This window comes from Paracoccus sp. MC1854 (genome assembly GCF_014164635.1).
GTDB lineage: Bacteria > Pseudomonadota > Alphaproteobacteria > Rhodobacterales > Rhodobacteraceae > Paracoccus.
On sequence record NZ_JACJFU010000034.1, the window covers coordinates 1 to 20743 of the forward strand.

At 69.4% G+C, this 20743-nt stretch carries 23 protein-coding genes and 1 pseudogene; 8 read left to right on the forward strand and 16 right to left on the reverse strand.

Annotation, left to right across the window (positions count from 1 at the left end; translation table 11 throughout):
• A pseudogene (locus tag H5395_RS18555) lies at positions 1-415 on the forward strand (integrase core domain-containing protein); the annotation flags it as partial.
• A 241-nt stretch (positions 416-656) separates the two neighbouring features.
• Here H5395_RS18555 and H5395_RS15310 read toward each other — a convergent pair.
• Both H5395_RS15310 and uraH read right to left on the reverse strand, forming a co-directional pair.
• Positions 657-1877, reverse strand: coding sequence for a urate hydroxylase PuuD (locus H5395_RS15310; protein ID WP_182793428.1), 1221 nt, complete (start codon positions 1875-1877; stop codon positions 657-659).
• Between the two features lies 1 nt (position 1878).
• A complete protein-coding gene (gene uraH / locus H5395_RS15315; RefSeq protein WP_182793429.1) occupies positions 1879-2226 on the reverse strand; it encodes a hydroxyisourate hydrolase in 348 nt (115 codons plus the stop codon).
• 110 nt (positions 2227-2336) lie between these two features.
• Between uraH and H5395_RS15320 the strand changes: the two genes are divergently transcribed.
• Positions 2337-2822 (forward strand): ureidoglycolate lyase, encoded by a 486-nt coding sequence (locus tag H5395_RS15320; protein ID WP_182793430.1) that lies wholly within the window; start codon positions 2337-2339, stop codon positions 2820-2822.
• Here H5395_RS15320 and rbsK read toward each other — a convergent pair.
• The 7 genes from rbsK to H5395_RS15355 form a co-directional block, all read right to left on the reverse strand.
• Entirely contained in the window at positions 2798-3730 is a 933-nt protein-coding gene (gene rbsK / locus H5395_RS15325) for a ribokinase (protein ID WP_182793431.1), read from the reverse strand. The two genes, H5395_RS15320 and rbsK, sit on opposite strands and share 25 nt — an antisense overlap.
• A 202-nt stretch (positions 3731-3932) precedes the next feature.
• Positions 3933-5420, reverse strand: coding sequence for an RtcB family protein (locus H5395_RS15330; protein WP_182793432.1), 1488 nt, complete (start codon positions 5418-5420; stop codon positions 3933-3935).
• 65 nt (positions 5421-5485) lie between these two features.
• On the reverse strand, positions 5486-6298 hold the full coding sequence (aac(3), locus tag H5395_RS15335; RefSeq protein ID WP_182793433.1) for an aminoglycoside 3-N-acetyltransferase: 813 nt from the start codon (positions 6296-6298) through the stop codon (positions 5486-5488).
• Between the two features lie 2 nt (positions 6299-6300).
• Complete coding sequence (locus H5395_RS15340; RefSeq protein WP_182793434.1) at positions 6301-7056, reverse strand: hypothetical protein; 756 nt, start codon at positions 7054-7056, stop codon at positions 6301-6303.
• A 73-nt stretch (positions 7057-7129) separates the two neighbouring features.
• A complete protein-coding gene (gene serS, locus H5395_RS15345) occupies positions 7130-8422 on the reverse strand; it encodes a serine--tRNA ligase (RefSeq protein WP_182793435.1) in 1293 nt (430 codons plus the stop codon).
• A 57-nt stretch (positions 8423-8479) separates the two neighbouring features.
• Positions 8480-8866 carry a thioredoxin family protein gene (locus H5395_RS15350; RefSeq protein ID WP_182793436.1) on the reverse strand — a complete coding sequence of 129 codons (387 nt, stop codon included), beginning with the start codon at positions 8864-8866 and terminating at the stop codon, positions 8480-8482.
• 285 nt (positions 8867-9151) lie between these two features.
• Entirely contained in the window at positions 9152-10231 is a 1080-nt protein-coding gene (locus H5395_RS15355; RefSeq protein ID WP_182793437.1) for a bifunctional transcriptional activator/DNA repair enzyme AdaA, read from the reverse strand.
• Positions 10232-10405: 174 nt separating this feature from the next.
• Between H5395_RS15355 and H5395_RS15360 the strand changes: the two genes are divergently transcribed.
• Entirely contained in the window at positions 10406-11122 is a 717-nt protein-coding gene (locus H5395_RS15360; protein WP_182793438.1) for a hypothetical protein, read from the forward strand.
• A gap of 120 nt (positions 11123-11242) precedes the next feature.
• Here the strand turns inward: H5395_RS15360 and meaB are convergent, their stop codons facing one another.
• A complete protein-coding gene (gene meaB, locus H5395_RS15365) occupies positions 11243-12232 on the reverse strand; it encodes a methylmalonyl Co-A mutase-associated GTPase MeaB (protein WP_182793457.1) in 990 nt (329 codons plus the stop codon).
• Between the two features lie 207 nt (positions 12233-12439).
• Here meaB and rpmB point away from each other — a divergent pair, with 207 nt between their 5' ends.
• From rpmB to H5395_RS15380, 3 genes are all read left to right on the forward strand, one after another.
• The gene (rpmB, locus tag H5395_RS15370; RefSeq protein WP_182793439.1) at positions 12440-12715 is read left to right on the forward strand and encodes a 50S ribosomal protein L28; all 276 of its coding nucleotides are present in this window, start codon (positions 12440-12442) and stop codon (positions 12713-12715) included.
• Positions 12716-12816: 101 nt separating this feature from the next.
• Complete coding sequence (locus tag H5395_RS15375) at positions 12817-13149, forward strand: hypothetical protein (protein WP_182793440.1); 333 nt, start codon at positions 12817-12819, stop codon at positions 13147-13149.
• Between the two features lie 34 nt (positions 13150-13183).
• Positions 13184-13699, forward strand: coding sequence for a copper chaperone PCu(A)C (locus H5395_RS15380; RefSeq protein WP_182793441.1), 516 nt, complete (start codon positions 13184-13186; stop codon positions 13697-13699).
• 137 nt (positions 13700-13836) lie between these two features.
• Here H5395_RS15380 and mnmH read toward each other — a convergent pair whose 3' ends face one another.
• Together mnmH and H5395_RS15390 are read right to left on the reverse strand one after the other, a co-directional pair.
• Positions 13837-14913, reverse strand: coding sequence for a tRNA 2-selenouridine(34) synthase MnmH (mnmH, locus tag H5395_RS15385; RefSeq protein ID WP_182793442.1), 1077 nt, complete (start codon positions 14911-14913; stop codon positions 13837-13839).
• Between the two features lie 21 nt (positions 14914-14934).
• Complete coding sequence (locus H5395_RS15390; RefSeq protein ID WP_182793443.1) at positions 14935-15510, reverse strand: L,D-transpeptidase; 576 nt, start codon at positions 15508-15510, stop codon at positions 14935-14937.
• A 408-nt stretch (positions 15511-15918) separates the two neighbouring features.
• Between H5395_RS15390 and H5395_RS15395 the strand changes: the two genes are divergently transcribed.
• Complete coding sequence (locus H5395_RS15395) at positions 15919-18342, forward strand: heavy metal translocating P-type ATPase (RefSeq protein ID WP_182793444.1); 2424 nt, start codon at positions 15919-15921, stop codon at positions 18340-18342.
• 29 nt (positions 18343-18371) lie between these two features.
• Here H5395_RS15395 and H5395_RS15400 read toward each other — a convergent pair whose 3' ends face one another.
• On the reverse strand, positions 18372-18755 hold the full coding sequence (locus tag H5395_RS15400; protein ID WP_182793445.1) for a hypothetical protein: 384 nt from the start codon (positions 18753-18755) through the stop codon (positions 18372-18374).
• Positions 18756-18829: 74 nt separating this feature from the next.
• Between H5395_RS15400 and H5395_RS15405 the strand changes: the two genes are divergently transcribed.
• The gene (locus tag H5395_RS15405; RefSeq protein ID WP_182793446.1) at positions 18830-19594 is read left to right on the forward strand and encodes an alpha/beta fold hydrolase; all 765 of its coding nucleotides are present in this window, start codon (positions 18830-18832) and stop codon (positions 19592-19594) included.
• Position 19595: 1 nt separating this feature from the next.
• On the opposite strand, the gene H5395_RS15410 is transcribed toward H5395_RS15405, so the two are convergent.
• From H5395_RS15410 to H5395_RS15420, 3 genes are all read right to left on the reverse strand, one after another.
• The gene (locus H5395_RS15410; protein WP_182793447.1) at positions 19596-19796 is read right to left on the reverse strand and encodes a hypothetical protein; all 201 of its coding nucleotides are present in this window, start codon (positions 19794-19796) and stop codon (positions 19596-19598) included.
• A 19-nt stretch (positions 19797-19815) separates the two neighbouring features.
• Complete coding sequence (locus H5395_RS15415) at positions 19816-20346, reverse strand: cytochrome b (protein ID WP_182793448.1); 531 nt, start codon at positions 20344-20346, stop codon at positions 19816-19818.
• Positions 20347-20428: 82 nt separating this feature from the next.
• A complete protein-coding gene (locus tag H5395_RS15420) occupies positions 20429-20743 on the reverse strand; it encodes a TraR/DksA C4-type zinc finger protein (protein ID WP_182793449.1) in 315 nt (104 codons plus the stop codon).

Genomic DNA, 20743 nt, shown 5'->3' on the forward strand with positions numbered 1-20743 from the left:
CAACGGCCCGGCGTTCGTGGCCACCGCGCTGCGCGACCGGATCGCCGCGGCCGGCGCCGGAACGGCCTCTGTCGAGCCTGGATCCCCCGGGGAGGGAGGAGGATCAGGAAACGGTCCGGGGGACTGTGTGCCCGACGACGGGCCGCTGCGAGAGCTTCACCGCCAAGCTGCGCGACGAGCGGCTCACCGGCGACATCCTCTGCAGCCTCGCCGAGGCGAAGATCGTCCTCGCGGCGGGGCGCCGCCCTTGCACCACAAAGCGCCCGCATTCCTCCCCGGGCGAGCGGCCCCCCGCTCCCGAGGTCCCGCAGGGACCGCCTTCGCCACCCCGAGCATGGCGCCAGCACCCGTCATGCACCAAGATCGGAAAGGGACCACCCCAGCGGGGCTGGCTAGGCAGGACCGGCCCCTTTGATAGTGACGCGGTGCGCTTGAACGGCTCGTGCAAGAACTTTCGCCTGCGCTTTTGGGGACCTGGATGCTATGGCCGCCCTGTTGTTAGGTGCTGGACTGCGGAGTTCGCGGAACTGGACTGCGAGATAATGCGGCGGGGGCAGGCGAAAGACTGGCCGAAGTATAAGGCCAGGATATTTCAACAAGGAAGGCAACAACAGTGGCGAGCAGGAGTGGAAAGCCTCCGCTTCGCCATCGCCGTGTCAGCCTCGCCGGGCGCTGTCGAACCAGGCCCGCAGGGCGGCACGCTCCTCGGGCTCGATGAAGCTGACGTTGCCGGGGGGCATGGCGTCGGTCAGGCCGGCCTGCAGGAAGATCTCCCGCGCGTGGCGGGCGATCTGGGCGTCGGTTTCCAGAACGACGCGCTTGGGGGCAGTGGCAAGGCCATCCCAGTTCGGCTCGGCCGCGTGGCACATGGAACAGCGGCCCAGAACGATGTCGCGGACCTGATCGAAGTGGGGATCGGCGGTCAGGCGGGCCTCGCGGGCGGTCAGGGCGGCTTCGCCTTCCAGCCGCTGGGTGCCCAGCGAGGACAGCCAGACGATCCCGAGGAACAGCGCCACGGTCGCGGCCCAGGTCCACCAGGGCTTGGGCTTGCCGGCGTGCGAGCTGTTGAAGAAATGCCGGATGGTCACGCCCATCAGGAACACCAGCGCGGCGATCAGCCAGTTCCAGCGGCTCGCGAAGGCCAGCGGATAGTGGTTCGACAGCATCAGGAACACGACCGGCAGGGTCAGGTAGTTGTTGTGCGTGGACCTCAGCTTGGCGACCTTGCCGTATTTCGGGTCGGGCGTGCGGCCCGCCTTGAGGTCGGCCACGACGATCCGCTGGTTCGGGATGATGATCATGGCGACGTTCGCGGTCATGATCGTCGCCGTGAAAGCGCCGAGGTGCAGCAGCGCCGCACGGCCGGTGAAGACCTGATCATAGCCCCAGGCCATGACGACCAGCAGCGCGAAGAGCAGCAGCATCAGCGTGGTCGGGTTCTCGCCCAGCCGGCTTTTGCACAGCCGGTCGTAGATCACCCAGCCGATCCCCAGCGACAGGGCCGAGATCAGGATGGCGGCCCATGTGGAGAGTTCGACCTTGGTCGGGTCGATCAGGTAAAGCTCGGCCTGCGCCCAGTAGAGGACCATCAGCATGGCCGCGCCCGACAGCCAGGTGGAATAGCTTTCCCACTTGAACCAGGTCAGGTGCTCGGGCAGCCGCTCGGGCGCGACGAGATATTTGGTGATGTGGTAGAAGCCGCCGCCGTGGACCTGCCATTCCTCGCCATGCGCCTTGTCTGGCAGGCCGGGGGCCTTCCGCAGGCTGAGATCCAAGGCGATGAAGTAGAAGCTGGACCCGATCCAGGCGATGGCGGTGATGACATGGACCCAGCGGATGGCGAAGGACGCCCAGTCGTGCAGGATGACGCCGTTCATCTCAGCTTCCCCGATAGGTGGAATAGCCGTAGGGTGAGACCAGCAGCGGGACGTGGTAATGGTCCTCCTCGGCCATCCCGAAGCGGATCGGCACCTCGTCAAGGAAGCGGGGCGAAGGGGTTTGATCGTGGCTGTCCAGCCACTCGCCGACATGGAAGACCAGTTCGTAGCGGCCGGTCTGGAACTCGCCCTGAGGCAGGATCGGGCCGTCGGTCCGGCCGTCGTCGTTCGTCACCACCTCGCGCAAGGCTCGCCGGTCGCCGTCCAGTGCGTAAAGCGTAATGCGCATCCCTGCGGCGGGCCGCCCTTGCGCGGTGTCCAGCACATGGGTCGTCAGAAATCCGGCCATCCATCCCCCCGTTCATCTTTGCTGTTGCCCTGATACTGCAGGTGCCCCGGCACTGGACAGTGGCCCAGACCACATTCAGCTTATCCTTTCGCAGAAGAATGAGGGAAGCGATGAACGACCGCATTATCCGGACCGAGCCGCTGACGGCCGAAGCCTTCGCGCCCTGGGGCGAGGTGCTGGACACCACGGGCGAGCCCGACCGCATCATCAACGAGGGCCGCTGCGGCCGCTGGCACGACCGCGCCCGGCTGGATGTCGAGGGGCGGACGGGGATCTCGGTCTTCCTGTCGCAGAAGGTCGCGCTGCCCCATGCCTTTCGTCTAGTCGAACGGCATCCGCTGGGGTCTCAGGCTTTCCTGCCGATGACCGAGCATCCCTTTCTGGTGATCGTCGCACGGGACAACGGGGGAGAGCCGGGCCGCCCCCACGCTTTCGTCACGGCGCCGGGGCAGGGGATCAACCTTGCGCGCGGGGCGTGGCACGGGGTGCTGACTCCGCTGGCCGATCCGGGACTGTTCGCGGTGGTGGACCGCTGCGCCGAGGGGCCGAACCTTGAGGAATACCGCTGGGATCAGGACTGGACGGTGGTCGCCTGAAACGCCGCGAACTCCTGCGCCGAGGCATATGACCCCTGTGCCCCCGGTTTCGTCACCGACAGCGCGGCGTAGCCCGCGGCTTGGGCCAACGCCTGCTCGGGCGCCGCGCCCGCCGCGAGGAAATGCGCGAAGGCGCCGATGAAGGCATCGCCTGCGCCCGTGGTGTCCACAGGCCGGACGCGGATCGCGGGGATCGCGGTCACGCCCCCGGCCGTGACCAGCCGCGCGCCGCGTGCGCCCAGCGTCACCACCACGTTGCCGATGCCATGGACGAGCAGGCTTTGCGCGGCGGCAGCAATCTGGTCTTCGGTGGCGACGGGCAGGCCGGTCAGCATCGCAAGCTCGGTCTGGTTCGGGCAGAACCATGACAGGTCCCGCAAGGCCGCAAGATCCAGTCCCGGCGCGGCGGGCGCGGGGTTCAGGATCGCGGGAACGCCAAGCCGCGCGGCGACCTTGATCGCATGATAGACGGTTTCCAGCGGCACCTCGAGTTGCAGCAGGATCAGGTCGCAGCGGATCAGGTCATCCGCCGCCGCATCCACGTCGGCGGGCGTCAGCGTGCCGTTCGCGCCGGCCACGATGACGATCACGTTCTCGCCCGAGGGGTCCACGAAGATCGAGGCCACCCCGTTCGCCGTCCCCTTTGCCACCCGCGCATGGGTCAGGTCGATCCCGTGGCCTTCAAGGTTGCGCAGCACGTCCTGGCCGAAGCCATCGTCGCCGACCCGCGTGACCATCATCACCGCCGATCCCAGCCGGGCCGCCGCGACCGCCTGGTTCGCGCCCTTGCCGCCGAAGCCGGTTGAAAAGCGCGTCCCCGCCAGTGTCTCGCCCGGCAAGGGCATCCGGGGCAGGTTGGTCACGAGATCGACGTTGTTCGACCCGATCATCGCAATGCGTCCAGCCATCGGCGTCTCCCTGTCCAGCGCCGAAGGTCACGGATCGGCGGGGTCGAGGAAAGACCGGAACGTGCCCCCGCGCAAGCGCCTGCCGCCGCATCCCGCGGAATTGCCGCCTGAATCCCGACGGACCGGCGGGTCTGAAGGCCGGTCCCGGACATCATTCCGGCACAACCGTGGCGCGGTCAGGCGGCTTTCCCCTGCCTTGTTCTCATCCGACCGAATCCGCCTGCGGCTCGACGGTGGCGCGCTCCCGGCGGGCGCGCCTGGCGGCGGCCTTCCGTTTCCACGGCGCGTCCGCCTGCCAGTCGCCCGCCATGATCGAGCCATAAGGCGCGATCTCGTCCACCACGCGGGCCAGATCGAAGCGGGCCATGTCCGCCCGCACCGAATCCGCGTCCTTGTAGGCCGAGGGCAGTTCGGAAATATCCACCCGCTGGGAATGGAAGCGCACGTCAAGCCCGGCGGTTTCTTGCGCGAAGATCTCGGCATCCGTGCGCCCGGCCATGCGGCGGCGGTGCTGGGTGCGGCTCATGTTGCGCCCCGCGCCATGGGGCGCAAAGCCGAGGTTGCGGGCGTTGCGCTCGCCCTGCACCAGCAGCACCGGCTGGGCCATGTTCAGCGGCACGATCTGGGTGCCCGTGGTGTCGTGCTGCAGGGGATCGTGGATCGGCGTCGCGCCCTTGGCGTGCCAGAAGAGATCGCCCTGCGGGTCGCCGTCCGCCTCGCGGAAGACGAAGTTATGGGGGTTCCAGAGCCGGTCGGCCACCTTTGCGCGAAGAAGCCTGCTTGCCGCGTCATGCAGGGCTGCGTGGTTGAGCCGCGTCCATTCGCGCAGCAGTTCCAGCGCCTGCCAGTAAAGTGCGCCCTCGCGGCTTGAGGCCGGAATCCATGCGTTGGCGGGCAGGGTGTCGGGGGCGATCTCGCGGCGGAATCGTTCGGCGATCTCCATCCCGGTCTTGTAAAGCAGCGCCCCGAAGCCGCGCGAGCCGTGGTGAGTCACCAGCGCCACCCGCCCGGTCGCCTTGGACCGGCCGACGAAGGCGAAATGGTTGCCATCGCCCTGCGTGCCGAAATGCGACTGCACCATCTGCTGAAGCTTGGCGTTGCCGCGCAGCAGCTCGTGGTCGCGGATAGCCTCGCGCAGCTCCTTGGGCAGCGGGATCTCATCGGCGCGGGGGCGGCCGCCGGGGCCGAAATGCGTGACCTCGTGGATGGCGTTCAGCAGCGCGCCGGGGGCCAGGTCGTCGTAGAAGCTGGCGGTCAGCGAACAGCAGATATCGGCCGAATGCATCCCCGGATGGATGGCGTCCCGGGCGGCGACCACGCCGCCGACCGGGATCGTCCCCGGCGGCCCGGCGGGGCAGGCATCGGGCATGATCGCGCCCGCCTCGATCGTGGGGGTCCGCATCAGTTCGTCGAAGCTCGCGCGGACGGCGGCGACGTTCTGTTCCTCGTCGGGGTGATCGGCGGTGATGTTGGACTGGTAAGGCAGGGGCGCGTCACGCAGCATCATGCGCCGTGACCGGGCCTGCGCCTCGGCGGCGGCGGCCTTCGCCAGCCGTTCCTGCGCCATCTTCAGCGCCTGGCTGCGGGACAGCTTGCGCTCGCGCGCTTCGCGCAGCACCTCCGAGAACACCGGCCCCGGCGTGTAGCCGAGGTCGATCAGGTCCTTGCCGGTGAGGATTTCGTCATCCATGCCATCCGCCTTTTTCCGTCACAATGTCCTACGCGCGGCGGGCGGTTCCGGTTGCAGGCCGGGCGTCAGCCCCCGCAGCCGAACCTCGCCTCGAGCCAGCCGACCCCGAAGGCCACGATGTCGCCTGCGTCGAACAGGTGGCAGCGCGCCCCGGCCACCATGCCCTCGCGGTGCCGGTCAAGGGCGGCATAGGTGCGGGCGATCGTCTCCACCCCGTCCGGCCCGCCTTCAGCGGCGAAGCAGTCGAGGATGCCGTTGCTGTCGAAATCCTCGCATCGCTGCCAGACGGTCCGGCCATCCGGGCCGCGCAGGGGCATCTCGTAGCTGACGCGCCGCTTGCCGGGAATGTCGGCCACCGCCTCGGCGTAATGCAGCGCCGTCACCGCATCCAGCGGCGCCCCCAGCATCAGGACCCTGCCGCTCATCCGGATGAAACGCTCGACCGGAGAGCCGGGGCCGAAGGCCTGCCCCAGCCGGTGCGGTGCGACCAGTTCCCGCGCCCCTGCGCCGAGGGCGACCATCGAGGCGTCGGGATGGGCACTGCGCCGCGCGCCCGGCGTCTCGGCGATGAAGCGGTTCAGCAGCACGAAACCCGGATAAACGCCCGCGGTCGCCGGGTCGAAGGCCGGCCAGCCGCGCCGCGCGGCGGCGTCCATCCGCGCGCCGTTCAGCGTTTCTTCATAAGGCGAGCGGTCCCACGAGGCATAGCCCATGATCGTGCCCCCCGGCCCGACCGCATCCATCAGCGCCCCGACCACCGCAGCCGGGCCGCCCTCGACCGGCCCGAGCGCCTTCAGAGAGGCATGGACCATCAGCACGTCGCCCCGGGCCACCCCCAGCGCCCCGAGTTCTCGGGCGACCGAGGCGCGATCCGCCATGGTCAGGTCGTCACCCGGACCAGCACCACCGCCAAGGCCGAGATGCCCAGCACGCAGGCGGTGGCGATGGTGATGCTGTAGCCCACCGTTCCGCTGGCCAGCCCGATCATCGCCCAGATCACCGCCAGCGAGAATGTCGGAAAGCTGTCGATCTTCAACTGCAGCCAGACGGCGGACAGCGCGGCGACCAGCAGCCCCAGAAGGATCGAGCGTTCCAGGCCGATGCCCATGTAGTGGATGAGCAGGCTCAGCGAGGAACAGGTCGTCATCAGCAGCCACCCCGCCAGAAAGGCGATGGGAAACAGCCCCATTCCCCGTGCCGGCGCCGGATGGTTGTCGATCCCGCGCACCACCAGAATGCAGGCAAGTCCCGCCAGCAGGATGCCCGCCAACGGCAGGAGGTTGACGATCCAGGGCCAGGTTGCGGCGCAGAGCAGCCCGAGGTTGATCGCCCGCGGCAACGGCGGGCCGAAGCGTTCCTGCAGCCGCCCCAGGACATGCAGGAACGCCGCCGCGACTGCGGCGATCATCAGCCCCCACAGGATCACGTTGGCCGGCTGCGACATGATCCCCAGCAGATTCATGCTGGCGTCCCCGCCCTGCAGCGCGACCCGGCCGGACATCGGGCGGTCGAAGGACAGCGGATCGGTGTAAAGATTGTCCCAGACCGTGACCGTCCGCAGCGAGGTCAGCACCGCCGAGATCGCGAACAATCCCGCGGTGAACGCCTCGATCATGGCTTGAAGATTGCGGCTCATGCCGGGGAAACGCCGCAGGGTTGGGCGGGGTCCATGGCGGGTCGAGGATTTTCGTCGGGCACCTGCTTTCGCGTCAGGCGAGCGCGCCCTCGGCCGTCAGCCTTGTGGCGCCGCCCAGCCAGGGCCGTAGTGCCTCGGGCAGATCGACCGAGCCGTCGGCCTGCTGGCCGTTTTCCAGCACCGCGATCAGCGCGCGCCCCACCGCCAGCCCCGAGCCGTTCAGGGTATGGACGAACTCGGGCCGCCCCCCGCCCGCGGGTCGATAGCGGGCATTCATCCGCCGCGCCTGAAAGTCGCCGCAATAGCTGACCGAGGAAATCTCGCGGTAGCGGTCTTGGCCCGGCAGCCAGACCTCGATGTCATGGGTGATGCGGGCGCCGAAGCCCATGTCGCCGGTGCAAAGGACGACCGTGCGATAGGGCAGGCCCAGCGCCTCCAGCACGGCTTCGGCGCATTTCGTCATGCGGTCGTGCTCGGCAAGGCCCGTCTCGGCGTCGGTGATCGACACCATCTCGACCTTCTCGAACTGGTGCTGGCGCAGCATCCCGGTGGTGTCGCGGCCCGCGCTGCCGGCCTCCGACCGGAAGCACTGTGAATGCGCGACCAAGCGGCGGGGCAGGGTGGCGTGGTCCACCAGATCGCCATGGACGGTGTTGGTCAGCGTGACCTCGGCGGTCGGGATCAGCCACCAGCCCTCGCGCGTCTGATAACTGTCCTCGCCGAACTTGGGCAGTTGGCCGGTGCCCTCCATCATCTCGGAAAGGACGAGGACCGGAGTCCAGGTTTCCTGCAAGCCATGCTTGTCGATGTGCAGGTCCAGCATGAACTGCGCCAGCGCCCGGTGGATGCGGGCGACGGCGCCCGACAGCAGGACGAAGCGCGCGCCCGACAGCTTGGCGGCGGTGGCGAAGTCCATGCCGCCCCTGACGCCTGCGATCTCGAAATGCTCGGCGGGGGTGAAGTCCAGCGCCCGAGGCTCGCCCCAGCGGCGGATTTCCACGTTGTCGCCTTCATCCTTCCCCTCGGGCACGCTGTCCAGCGGCAGGTTCGGGATTGTCATCAGCAGATCGCGCAGCTTCGTATCCAGTCCCGAGGCCTCGGCCTGCATGGCCGCGACCTCGTCCTTCTTGGTGCCGACCAATGCGCGCAGGCGCTGGAACTCGTCCTCGTCGCCGCGGGCCTTGGCGGCGCCGACCTCCTTGCTGGCGCGGTTCTGTTCGGCCTGTGCCGTCTCGGCCGCGGCGATGCGGGCGCGGCGCTCGGCGTCCAGCGACAGGATCTCGGGCGACATTGGCGCTAGCCCCCGGCGCGCGAGGCTTGCGTCGAACGCCGCCGGGTCGTCGCGGATAACGCGGATGTCGTGCATGGCCTGTCCCTCTTGCTGCCTGTCCGGGCTGGATTGAACCAGCTTCGCGGGTCTGCCTTAACGCAGGGCCGCGCGCGGCAAAAGGGGCGCCTGCGCCAGCAGCCCGCGCAGGGCGTGCCAGAAGGTTTCGGGACTGTCGTAGCCCTCGAAGCGCCCCACCTCCATCCGGTTGTCCAGCAGGATGAAGGTCGGCGAGGCATAGGGCGCGCCCGCCAGCGCCAGCCCGTCAGGCCAGGGCCCGTCGATGGGAACGGCGGTCAGCGGCGCGGCCTTTCCCAAGGGATGGGCGGCATAGCCCGGCAGGACCTCGCGCCGGAAGGCCGCGCAGAAGGGGCAGCGCGGGGCCTCGACCATCAGCAGCGCACGCCCGCGCCGGGCGGGCGCGGCCGCAGCCGGGAAGGCGGCGGCAAGGGCAAGCGTGGTCAGAACGGCGCGGCGGTGCATGAGGGAGCCTTGGCGGAACAGGGGCACAGGGGCACAGGGGCACAGGCAATCTTGCCCCTGCCGGGTCACGGCGCAAGTCTCTCGGGGGACGCTCCCGGAAAGCAGCCCAGCGGCCCTCTGCACTGTCGCCTCGCAACCGGTGCAGGACAGAACCGCCCCCGCACAGACGTCTGTTGCCTCACTCAATACCGCGGCGAAGGGGGCTCCCGTCTTTCTTCATCGTAAAGATAACCCGGGATCGTCGTATACGACGATGGGGCAGAGCCCCGGTCCAGCCTTGCCGCCTCAACGACCGCCTGATTCCTGCTGCGCCAGCTTCCGCTCGATTCCGATCAGCGCCTGCTTGCGCCACAAGCCCCCCGCGTAACCCGTCAGGCTTCCGTCCGCGCCGATGACCCGGTGGCAGGGGACCACGATGGCGATCTGGTTCGCGCCGACAGCCCTTGCGATCGCCCTCGCGCCCGTGGGGCGGCCCAGCCGCGCCGCAAGGCCGCCATAGCTGACCGTCGCGCCGGGGGGGATGCGCTGCAATTCGGTCCACACCTCGCGCAGGAAGGGCGTGCCGTGCAGCGTCAGGGGCAGGTCGAAATTGCCGCCTTCCCCGGCGAAATAGGCTGCAAGCTGCGCCTCGGCCCTGTCGGTGACGGCGCTGCGGCCCAAGCCGATCCGCCCGGCCGCCCTGGCCGAAAGCCGGCGCAACTCGGCCGCAAGCCCCTTGCGGTCGGGGAACTCCAGCAGATGCAGGCTGCGGTCGTCCGCGACGGCGATCATCCCGCCCAGCGGCGTGTCCAGCCACTCCGCCGCCAGCCCCGGCGCGCCGCGCGCCATTGCCGCCGGAGGATGGCCGAACAATCGCGCAAAGGCCTCGCGGAAGCCGCTGGCGCTGTCGAAGCCCGCGTCAAGCTGGGCTTCGATCACCGGGGCGCCACCGGAAAGGCCGCGCAGGCCCTGACGCAGCCGGGACTGGCGGGTGAAATCGAGAAAGCTCATGCCATAGTGCCTTTGAAAAGCGCGCCGCACGGTCGAGGGGTCAAGGCCGGCAGCCGCCACATCCGCCTCGGTCCAGCGCCGGGCGGGGTCGGCTGTCACTGCCGACAGCATCTGCCGGATCACCGGATCGCCCTCGGCCTCGGGCGCCGAGGGATGGCAGCGCAGGCAGGGCCGGAAGCCCGCGCCCAGCGCCGCGGCGGGGCTGTCGAACCATCGGCAGTTTTCCGGCCGCGGCTTGCGGGCGGGGCAGGACAGCCGGCAGAAGATGCCGGTCGTCCTGACCCCCACCCAGGCGCGGCCTTCATAGGCCGGGTCGCGGCTGGCCAACGCCCGGTAAAGAGTCGCGTCGTCGGGAAGGGTGAAGAAGCTGTCCATGCCCGCATCTTATCCGATTCGCATTCCTGTGCAGCCGGGGATCGGGCGTCGCATCCGGGCAGATGGATTGTGTCCCGGGCCGGCGCGCGACCTGCCACAAAGGACAGGCTTCCGCCACCGGAACCCGCCTGTAAGCTGTCACGCATCTGACACATTCATTTTACAGGAGCCGATATGGTCACTTATTGGTCCGGCGACCCAGAGTCGACGCAGACCCCCCGATCCGCACGCTTTGGCAGCCAGCCCGCCCTGGTCATTATTCTTGCGGCCTGGGCGGTGCTTCTGGGCACAAGCGTCGTGCAGGACGTGCTCGGGCTGGATGCCGAGGCACGGACATGGCTGCTGGACGTGGGCAACGAGCGCAGCTTCTACACATGGTTTTCACAACTGCTTCTGGCGCTGGCCGGGCTGTTGCTTGTCGATACCGGGACCAAGACGGTCGGGCAGTCACGCTGGGTCGGGGTCCAGTTCATCGGCCTGGGAGCCTTGTTCTTCCTGCTTTCGGCCGATGAGGCGCTGGGCTTCCACGAGAAGGTTTCAGCCCGTCTCACGGGTCTCGGCGGCCTGCATTTTGCCTGGGTCATCCCGGCCGCCGCTGTCTGCGTTGCCGGGCTGGCCGCCGCCATCCCCTTCCTGCGCGCGCTCAGCCCGAGGGTGCGGGCGCTGATGCTGGCATCCGCAGGCGTGTTCCTGTTCGGCGCGCTGGGCATGGAGGCGATCGGAGGACAGGTCTTCCTGGCCATGGGCGAGGATGTGCTGGCGCGTCCTTACCGCGCGCTTGTCAACATCGAGGAAGGGGCCGAGGGTCTGGGCGTGATCCTGTTCCTCTTCGCCCTGACGCTGCACCGGCAGCAGGCGGGCCTGGTCCCCGGCATTTCACTGTTCCGCTGAACCGCAATCCCCGGCCGCCTGTGTCGGCGGGCCATGACGATGCGGACCATGTCAGGAGTGAAAGCTCCTTCTTTCGCGGCATCCGACCTTGCCATCTGCGGCAGGCCCGTCGCCGGAAGGTCAGTCCAGCGTGGCCAGCATCTCTGCCGCAGCGGCCACGGGGTCGGCCCGGCCGGCGGCGACATCGGCGCCAAGGGCCGCCAGCCTGCCGGCCGCGGGGTTGCGCTGCAGCCGGCCCAGCAGGCCGGTGCGGACTTCGGACAGGAACCAGCTTTGCGCCTGCTCGGCCCGGCGGCGGGTGAAATGGCCGGTCTCGCGGCGCCATTCCGCCAGCGCCTGCATCTCGTCCCAGGCGCGGGCCAGCCCGTCACCCTCCAGCGCCGAGACGGGCAGGGCCTTGGGAAAGCCCTCGGGATCCTGCGGGCGCTTGCGCAGCAGCCGCAGGGCGCCGGCGTAATCGGCGACCGTGCGGCTGGCCGTCGCCTTCAGTTCCCCGTCCGCCTTGTTGACGAGGATCAGGTCCGCGATCTCCATGATGCCGCGCTTGACGCCCTGCAACTCGTCCCCGCCAGCGGGGGCCAGCAGCAGCACGAAGAGATCGCTCATCTCGGCCACCAGCGTTTCCGACTGGCCGACGCCCACCGTCTCGATCAGCACCACGTCGAAGCCCGCAGCCTCGGCCAGCCGCACGACCTCGCGCGTGCGCCGGCCCACGCCGCCCAGTTCCGCCTGGCTGGGCGAGGGGCGGATGAAGGCCGAGGGGTCGCGCGACAGCCGCTCCATCCGCGTCTTGTCGCCGAGGATCGAGCCGCCTGACCGCGCCGAGGACGGGTCCACCGCCAGCACTGCCACCCGCAGGCCCTGTCCGGTCAGCATCAGCCCGAAAGCCTCGATGAACGAGGACTTGCCGACGCCCGGGGTCCCCGACAGCCCGATCCGCAGCGCCTGCCGCGGCGGCAGCACGGCCAGCAGCGCGATTGCCTGCGCGCGGTGGTCAGGGCGGGTGCTTTCCACCAGCGTGATGGCGCGGGCCAGCGCCCGGCGTTCGCCGGCGACCAGCCGCGCGGCAAGATCGGACAGATCGGGAGAGGAGGCTTGCGGGTCCGGCATCTTCGCCTCGCGTGCGGTCATGGGTCCGGCCCGTGGTAGTAAGGCGCGGCGGGATTGCCAAGTCGGCATAACCTGCGATTCGGGCTTGACTTGCAGGGTCGTGGCCCCTATCCACACGCAACGGATTTCCGGGCGCTGCCAGTCGGCGCCCTTTCAATTTCCGGCGCCCGGCTGCGGGGCCGGACGCTGCAACGAAGGATCAACATCATGTCGCGCGTCTGCGAACTGACCGGCAAGGGGCCGATGACCGGCAACAACGTCAGCCACGCCAACAACAAGACCCGTCGCCGGTTCCTGCCGAACCTGAACGACGTCACGCTGATCTCGGACAAGCTGGGCCAGTCCTATTCGCTGAAGATCTCGGCGGCGGCGCTGCGCTCGGTGGACCACCGCGGCGGTCTGGACGCCTTCCTGTCCAAGGCCAAGGACGACGAACTGTCGGCCCGCGCGCTGAAGATCAAGCGTGAGCTGACCAAGGCCTGATTTCATTCAGCAGCGATTCGGAAAGGCCCTGCCCCACGCGGCGGGGCCTTTGTCGTTCGGGCCTCTTGGCGAAAGGTTTCCGCCAGCCTAGGCTGACCGCCATGCAGATGCTGCTTCGCCTCGGCCTTGTCTGGGTCATCGTCCTGACCAGCCTGTCGCTGGGGATGGCGCGCGGGCAGTTGCGGACGGGAACCGAGGTCATCCTGTGTTCGGGCAGCGCCGTCGTGATGGGCCTGGACGGCCCGCACACGGGCGCGCGCTATTGCCCGGACATGGCACAGGGGCTTCTGGCGGCCTACCACCCGCCGCCTCCGGCCATCGCCCCGCCGGAAAGCCGGGGACAGCGTGTCGGGATGCGGGGAAGGCCCGCGCCTGCGCCCATGCCGGTTCCCGCCCAGCAGGCCCGAGGCCCTCCGTCGCCGCGCGCCGCGTGAGACAGCCCCTTGCAACGCTTTCGAAGAGTTCCCGATGAACCAAACCCTGATCCTTGCCGCCGCCGTGGCGGCCCTTCCCCTTGCCGCCCCGGCCCATGAGGGCCACGACCACGGCACCACCGTCGGCAACCTGACCGTGACCGGCGCCTATGCGCGCTCGACCAACCCCAAGGTGGGCGCGGCCTTCATGGTGATCGAGAACGCGGGCAGCACGGACTGCACCCTGACCGCCGTCAGCGCCCCCGAAGTCACCGAACGGGCCGAGATGCACACCCACCGCGAGGAAAACGGCGTCATGTCGATGGTGCAGGTCGAGTCCATCACCATCCCGGCGGGTGGCAGCCATGCCCTGGAACGCGGTGCCGACCATGTGATGCTGATGGACACCGCCACTCCGCTGGCCGAAGGGGACGAGGTGGCGATGACCCTCGACTTCGGCGATTGCGGGCAGGTGCCCCTGACGGTGAAGGTGGACAATGCGGCCGGGATGCCGGCCTCGCATGGCGGCGCGGCTGACGCGCCCGAGGCAGGGAACGGCCATAGCAACTAGGGCCTGTTCCTCCTCGTGAAACCATCCTCCGGGCCTTGAGCCACCCGGCAAGGGTCCGGCGGACTGTTTTCAAGCGGGAAGGGATCGGCAGGCGCAGGGCGGGTGCGGAAAATCCTGATCCGGCGGCGCAGGAAGGATCATGCGCCCGGACGAAGCGGCAGGCCGCTGTCCTGATGCAGCCGCTCGACCGCCGCCTCGATGCGTGCGGCGGCGGCGTCCAGCCCGGCGTGGCTAAGGTCCGCCACCGGGATCACGCCGCGCTCGTTCTCGCCATGCCGGGCGCGGCTTTTCTCGTAGCGGGGATCGTAGTGTTCGCGCATCAGCCCCTCGGCCAGTGCCGCCCACTGGCCGCGATCCGCCATGCCGCGCCATGCCTCGATCTGCTCGGCCGGGTGCAGGGGCGCCAGCCGCGCCACGGTCGCCTCGACCCGGCCGGGTTCGGCAACCGCATCGGCATAGGCGCGCGAGGTGTATCGGGCGCGCTCGGCCAGCGGCACCTGCAGCCGTAGCCGCGGTGCGGCGCAAAGCGCCTGCCACACAGCCTTTGGCACCGACAGATCGCCGATGCGGGAACTTTCCGCCTCGACCACTGCGGGGCGCGAGGGGTCCAGCCCTGCCAGCGTCACCGCCAGCCGGCTTTCGAACAGCTTCTGCGAGGGTTGCCTCCCCGGCATTGCGCCGAACAGGCTGCCGCGATGGTTCGCCAGCCCTTCGAGGTCAATCACCTGCAGGCCGTGCAGGGCCAGCCGCTGCAGGATCTCAGTCTTGGCCGAGCCGGTGTTGCCGTCCAGCACCACCAGCGGGCAGGGCGGTCCCAGATCCTGCACCTGCCGCAGCACCAGCGCCCGCCAGCTTTTCCAGCCGCCCTCAAGCCGCGAAGTCCGCCAGCCGATCTGCGCGAGGATCGTCGAGAAGGCGCCCGACCGCTGTCCGCCCCGCCAGCAATAGACCAAGGGCCGCCAGCCGCCGTCGCGGTCGGCCAGAGGTCCCGCCACATGCCGAGCGACATTGGCCGCGGCCAGCGCCCCGCCGATCTTGCGGGCCTGGAAGGGCGAGACCTGCTTGTAGATCGTGCCGACCTCGGCTCGCTGGGAATCGTCCAGCACCGGCAGGTTGATGGCGCCGGGCAGGTGATCCTCGGCGAATTCGGAAGGCGAGCGGGCGTCGATGATCGTGTCGAACCCGGCCGGGCCAAGGTCCGGCAGGGCGGTCATGCGGAACTGGGCCGGCTGCAATCAATACACGTAGACGGGGGCGCCGAGCGGCACCTTGTCGTAAAGGTCCATCACCGCCTCGTTCCGCATGCGGATGCAGCCGTTCGACACCGCCCGCCCGATCGAGCCGGGGTCGGTCGTGCCGTGGATGCGGATCGCGGTGTCATGGCCGTTCACGGTATGCAGATACAGCGCCCGCGCGCCCAGCGGGTTGGTGGGGCCGCCCGGCATCCCGTTCTCGTATTTCTTGTATTGTTCGGGCTTGCGCTCGATCATCGCCTTGGTGGGGGTCCAGCTTGGCCATTCGACCTTGCGGCCGACCAGCGCGCGGCCCTTCCAGACCAGCTCGTCGGTGCCGACCGCGACACCGTAGCGGATCGCCCGGCCCGGCGCGACGACGTGGTAAAGATAGTAGTCGCCCGAGACGACGACGATCGACCCGACCTCGAACCCCTCGCGGATGGACACCTCGGTCGGGGCCGGGTCATAGGCCGCGCGGGCCGGCGGGGGCGCGGCGGGGGCGGTCGCCTGCGCCATCACCAGCGCAGGCGCGGCGATCAGCGGCAGGGTTAGCATCATCATCTGGCGGCGGTTCATGGGCTTTGTCCCTCGTGAGCCTCTTGCCCCTGCGCTAGCGTCATCGCTGCGGCATTTCAACTCAAAGCAGCGTCAGGTGGCGGCGTTGCGCTTGCAGCAGCGGGTTCCCATATGGGGCAGGAGGAGAAAGCCCATGTGCTGCCGTTCCCAGGCCCACCCTGTCGCCCGTCCGCGCCGCGCAATGGTGCGTCCCGCGCATCTGTGCCGAGGACGTGGCGGGCGCGGCTGCCGCTGCCACCAGCAGGGGCGGCGGCTGGCGGCCCGTGCGCCGCTGGCTTTCCTTGCGCCTGAACCCGAAGAAATCACGCCGCTGCAACCGGCCGAGATGGCCGCCTGGCCGCCCGGACGCCCCCAGGGACCGCCGATGCCCCTTTTCGACACCTCCTCCACGGATCGAAAAGGCATGTCATGGCACAATCACATCATATCGAACTTGAACTTAAGGGCCTGAGCTGCGCCAGTTGCGTGAGCCGCGCCGAGCGGGCGCTGTCCGCCGTCCCCGGCGTTTCCGGGGCCTCGGTCAACCTTGCTACCCGCCGCGCCCGGGTCGAACTGGACGACCCCACCGCCGCTGTCCCCGCCATCGAGGCAGTGGGCCGCGCGGGCTATCCCGCCACCCTGGACAGCACCCGGCTGTCGGTCGAAGGCATGACCTGCGCCAGTTGCACGGGCCGGGTGGAACGGGCGCTGACCGCGCTGCCCGGCGTAACGGGCGCGGTGGCGAACCTCGCCACCCGTTCGGTGACGGTCACCCATGCGCCCTCGGTCACCCCCGCAGCTTTGGCCGGGGCGGTCACGCGCGCGGGTTATGCCGCGACCACACCCGAAGGCGGGGCCGCTTCCGCCCGTCCCGCACAGGAGGACGAGACCGAGGGGCTGCGCCGCCGGGTCATCCTGTCCGCGATCCTGACCCTGCCGCTGTTCATCGTGGAAATGGGCGGCCACCTGTTCCCCCCTTTCCACGGCTGGCTGATGGGCGTCGTGGACATGGGCCTGCTGTGGCGGGTCGAGTTCCTGCTGACGCTGGCGATCCTGGCCGGGCCGGGCCGGGTGTTCTTCGCCAAGGGCATCCCGGCCCTACTGCGCGGCGCGCCCGAGATGAACAGCCTCGTGGCTTTGGGCGCGGGTGCGGCATTCCTGTATTCGGCGGCTGCCACCTTCATTCCCCAGGTGCTGCCCCCCGACGGCTGGCACGTCTATTACGAATCCGCCGCCGTCATCGTGACCCTGATCCTTCTGGGCCGCTGGCTGGAGGCGCGGGCGCGCGGTCGGGCGGGGCAGGCGATCCGGCGGCTGGTGGAACTTGCGCCGTCCACGGCGCGGGTTCTCCGGGAGGGCGCGGTGGCCGAGATCCCGGTGGCCGAGCTCGTCCCCGGCGACTTCGTCCAGCTTCTGCCGGGCGAGAGGGTCGCGGTGGACGGAGAGATCACCGAAGGACAGGGCGCCATCGACGAATCCATGCTGACCGGAGAGCCGCTGCCGGTCACGAAAACCCCCGGCGACCCGGTGACGGGCGGCACGGTCAACGGCGCCTCGGCGCTGACCTACCGGGTGACGGCGGTGGGCGCGGATACGGCGCTGGCGCGGATCGTGCGGATGGTCGAGGACGCGCAGGCCGCCAAGCTGCCGGTGCAGGGGATGGTGGACCGGGTGACGCGGGTCTTCGTGCCCGTGGTGATCGGCCTTGCCATCCTGACCTTCGCCGTCTGGATGCTGGTGGGGGCGGGGCTGACGAATGCGCTGGTGTCCGCGATCTCGGTCCTCATCATCGCCTGCCCCTGCGCGATGGGGCTTGCGGTGCCGGTCTCGATCATGGTCGGGACGGGCAGGGGGGCCGAGCTTGGCATCCTGTTCCGCCGCGGCGACGCACTGCAAAGGCTGGCGGATGCGCGGATAGTCGGCTTCGACAAGACCGGCACGCTGACCGAGGGCCGCCCGGCGCTGGTCGCGCTGGAAACGCGCGGCATGGACGAAGCTGAAGCCCTGCGGCTCGCCGCCGGGGCCGAGGCCCGGTCCGAACATCCCCTCGCCGCCGCCGTGCTGACCGCCGCCCGCGAGCGGGGGATCGAACCGCCCGCTGCGTCCTCGGTGTCCGCCAACGCGGGACGCGGGCTGCAGGCGACGGTCGAGGGCCGCGCCGTGCTGATCGGCAACCGCCGCGCGCTGGAGGAGGCGGGGATTGCCCCCGACCCCGCGCTGATCGCCCGCGCCGAAGGACTGTCGGCCGAGGCCGCGACCCCGGTGCATCTGGCCGTGGACGGAACCCATGTCGCGGTGATGGGCATGGCCGACCCGATCCGCGAGACCTCGGCCCCGGCGGTTGCCGCGCTGCATGATCTGGGGATCGAGACGTGGATGATCTCGGGCGACGTGCAGGCGGCGGCGGAGGCCGTGGGCCGCAAGATCGGCATCGACCGGGTGACGGGAGGCGTGCTGCCCGAAGGCAAGCTCGACGCGATCCACGGCATGGGCAAGGGCAGCGTCTTCGTCGGCGACGGCATCAACGACGCGCCGGCGCTGGCTGCGGCGGAAACCGGAATCGCCATCGGTTCCGGCACCGATGTCGCCATCGAGGCGGCCGAGGTCGTGCTGGCCTCGGGCGATCCTGCAGGCGTGGCCAAGGCGATCCGGCTGTCCCGCGCGGTGATGCGCAACATCCGCCAGAACCTGTTCTGGGCATTCGCCTATAACGTCGCGCTGATCCCGGTTGCGATGGGGGTCCTGGTCCCATTCGGCGGGCCGCGCCTGTCGCCCATGCTGGGGGCGGCGGCCATGGCGCTGTCCTCGGTCTTCGTGGTGACGAACGCGCTTCGGCTGCGCCGCTTCCGCTGAACGATAGCCCGGCGCCACCTGCGCCGGGCTTACACCAGCCCGCGCCGGACCATGATCCAGACGGCAATGGCGACGACCAGCAGCAGCCCCATCATCACCGCCGCCGCCACGTTCAACGCACCGGCCTGCCAGCGCGCGGCCTTCCCCAGCCTGCGCAGATAGCGCACCAGTTCCCCATGCGCCCGCGCCGCCGCCGTGCTGTCCATCTGCCGCGCGAGCTTCGGCGTCGCCGCCTGCTTCTGCGCCTTTGCCAGCACCTGCGCCGCCTTGCGCTGGCGCCGCGGCAAGGCCCCGCCCCGGCGGCGCAGCATCGTGGCGAGGTCGGGCCTTGCGCCGCGCCGCGCACCGCCCAGCCGCTCGGCCATCAGCGCCGCCACCTCATCCGCCATCGCAAGCACGTCATGCTGCGCCATCGCCTGCCTCCTGCTGGTGCCGCGAAAAGGATAGGTGGCTTGCAGCGGCATCGCCAGCGGGTAAGCATGGCCGCATGGAACTCTCGCTCACCCTCACCGGCCAGCCCGGCCCGCAGCCGCCCGTCCTTGTCGTCCATGGCCTGTTCGGTCAGGCGCGGAACCTCGGGGTCATCTCTCGCGCCCTGTCCGAGACGCGGCAGGTGATCGCAGTCGACATGCGCAACCACGGCGAATCGCCCTGGGACGACCGCCACGACTATGACGCCATGGCCGAGGATCTGGCTGGGGTGATCCGCGCGCATGGCGGGCTTGCCGATGTCGTGGGCCATTCCATGGGCGGCAAGGCCGCAATGCGGCTTGCGACGACGCACGCAGGACTGGTCCAGCGGCTGGTCGCCCTGGATATCGCGCCCGTGGCCTATGCCCATACGCAGAACGGGGTGATCGACGCCATCGAAGCCACCGACTTCAGCGAGGCGACCTCGCGCAGCCAGGCCGACGCGGCGCTGGCGCAGAACCTGCGCGATCCCGGCACCCGGGCCTTCCTGCTTCAGTCGTTGGACGTCCGCGCAACCCCCCCTCGCTGGAAGATGAACCTGAGCGCGCTGCGGGCGAACATGGACAAGCTGACCGGGTGGCCCGAAGGGGGGCAACCCTTTGACGGCCCGGCCCTGTTCCTGCACGGGGGCGACAGCGATTATGTGGACGACGGGGGCAAAGCCGCGATCCGTTCCCTGTTCCCTCAAGCGGTGATAGAGGCCGTCCCCGGCACCGGCCACTGGCTGCACGCCGACAAGCCCGCCGAGGTCGCCGGGCGCGTCGCCACCTTCCTGAACTGAGCTACAGGCTGTCCTTGGGGTCCGTCGCCTGGATGTTCCGGGCGATCAGCCAGGCAACCGGGAAGCCCGCGACCGCACCGATGGCCGCCGCGCTCAGCATCGCGCGCCAGTCGTAATGACCAAGCGCGAGCATGATAATGATCCCCACGCCCGCCAAGGTCGGGGCCGCGATCATCAGAAGGAACATGAACAGCCGCGACATCGGCAGGATTCTCCTTTTCTTACCTGCGCGGGTTGACCGGGGGCACCCGCTCGACCCCGTGCTCGGAGTCGATCATCCGCCGGATCAGCCCGTCCTTGCGGATGAACTGGTGATAGACCACCCCCGCCAGATGCAGCGCGACCAGCGCCAGCAGCAGCACCGCCGTGTTCTCGTGCAGGTTGCCCAGGGCGCGGCTGGGGATCAGGTAGGCGGCCGCCCCGACCAGCGGCATCGCCAGCAGCACCACGTAGAAGGCCCAGTGGTTCAGCTTGGACAGCACCCTGTCCCAGCCGGGCGAACCCGCCTTGGGCGGCGGCGCCCCATGGGTGAAGCGCAGGGCCAGCCGCGTGCCCATGAAGACCAGGATCAAGGTGCCCGAGACCATGTGCCAGACGGCATTGCCCATCCGCGGCCGGTCGCCGCCCGCGCGCATGACGGCGCTGAAATACTCGCTCATCAGATCGCCCGTCAGCAACTGGACGACGATCAGGACAACGACCGCCCAGTGAAGCACGATCTGGACGGCAGAGTATCGGGCTGGCTCACGCATGGCTGGACCTTCGCGGAAGGGTTCTCTGGCTCAAATGCGGCAGAGGGCGGGAATGTTCCCGAAGCCTTGCAGAATCAGCGCCTCAGGGCGAGCAGTTCGCGCAGAAGGGCGTGTCAGGCAGCAGTTGCAGCCGCTTTTCCGCGATCGGATTGCCGCATTTCACGCAATCGCCGTATTCGCCCGCCTCGATCCGCGCCAGCGCCGCGTCGATACGCCGGATCTCGGCCCGGTCGGAATGGCCGAGCGCAGTCAGCACCTCGTCCCCCTGCCGTTCCGAGGCCGCGTCCTCCCAGTCCTTGGGCATGGGATCGTCGAGTTGGTCCTCGATACGCTCGATATGGCCGAGCAACTCGGCACGGCGGGCAAGAAGGGTTTCCTTGGCGGCTTCTGGGGTCAT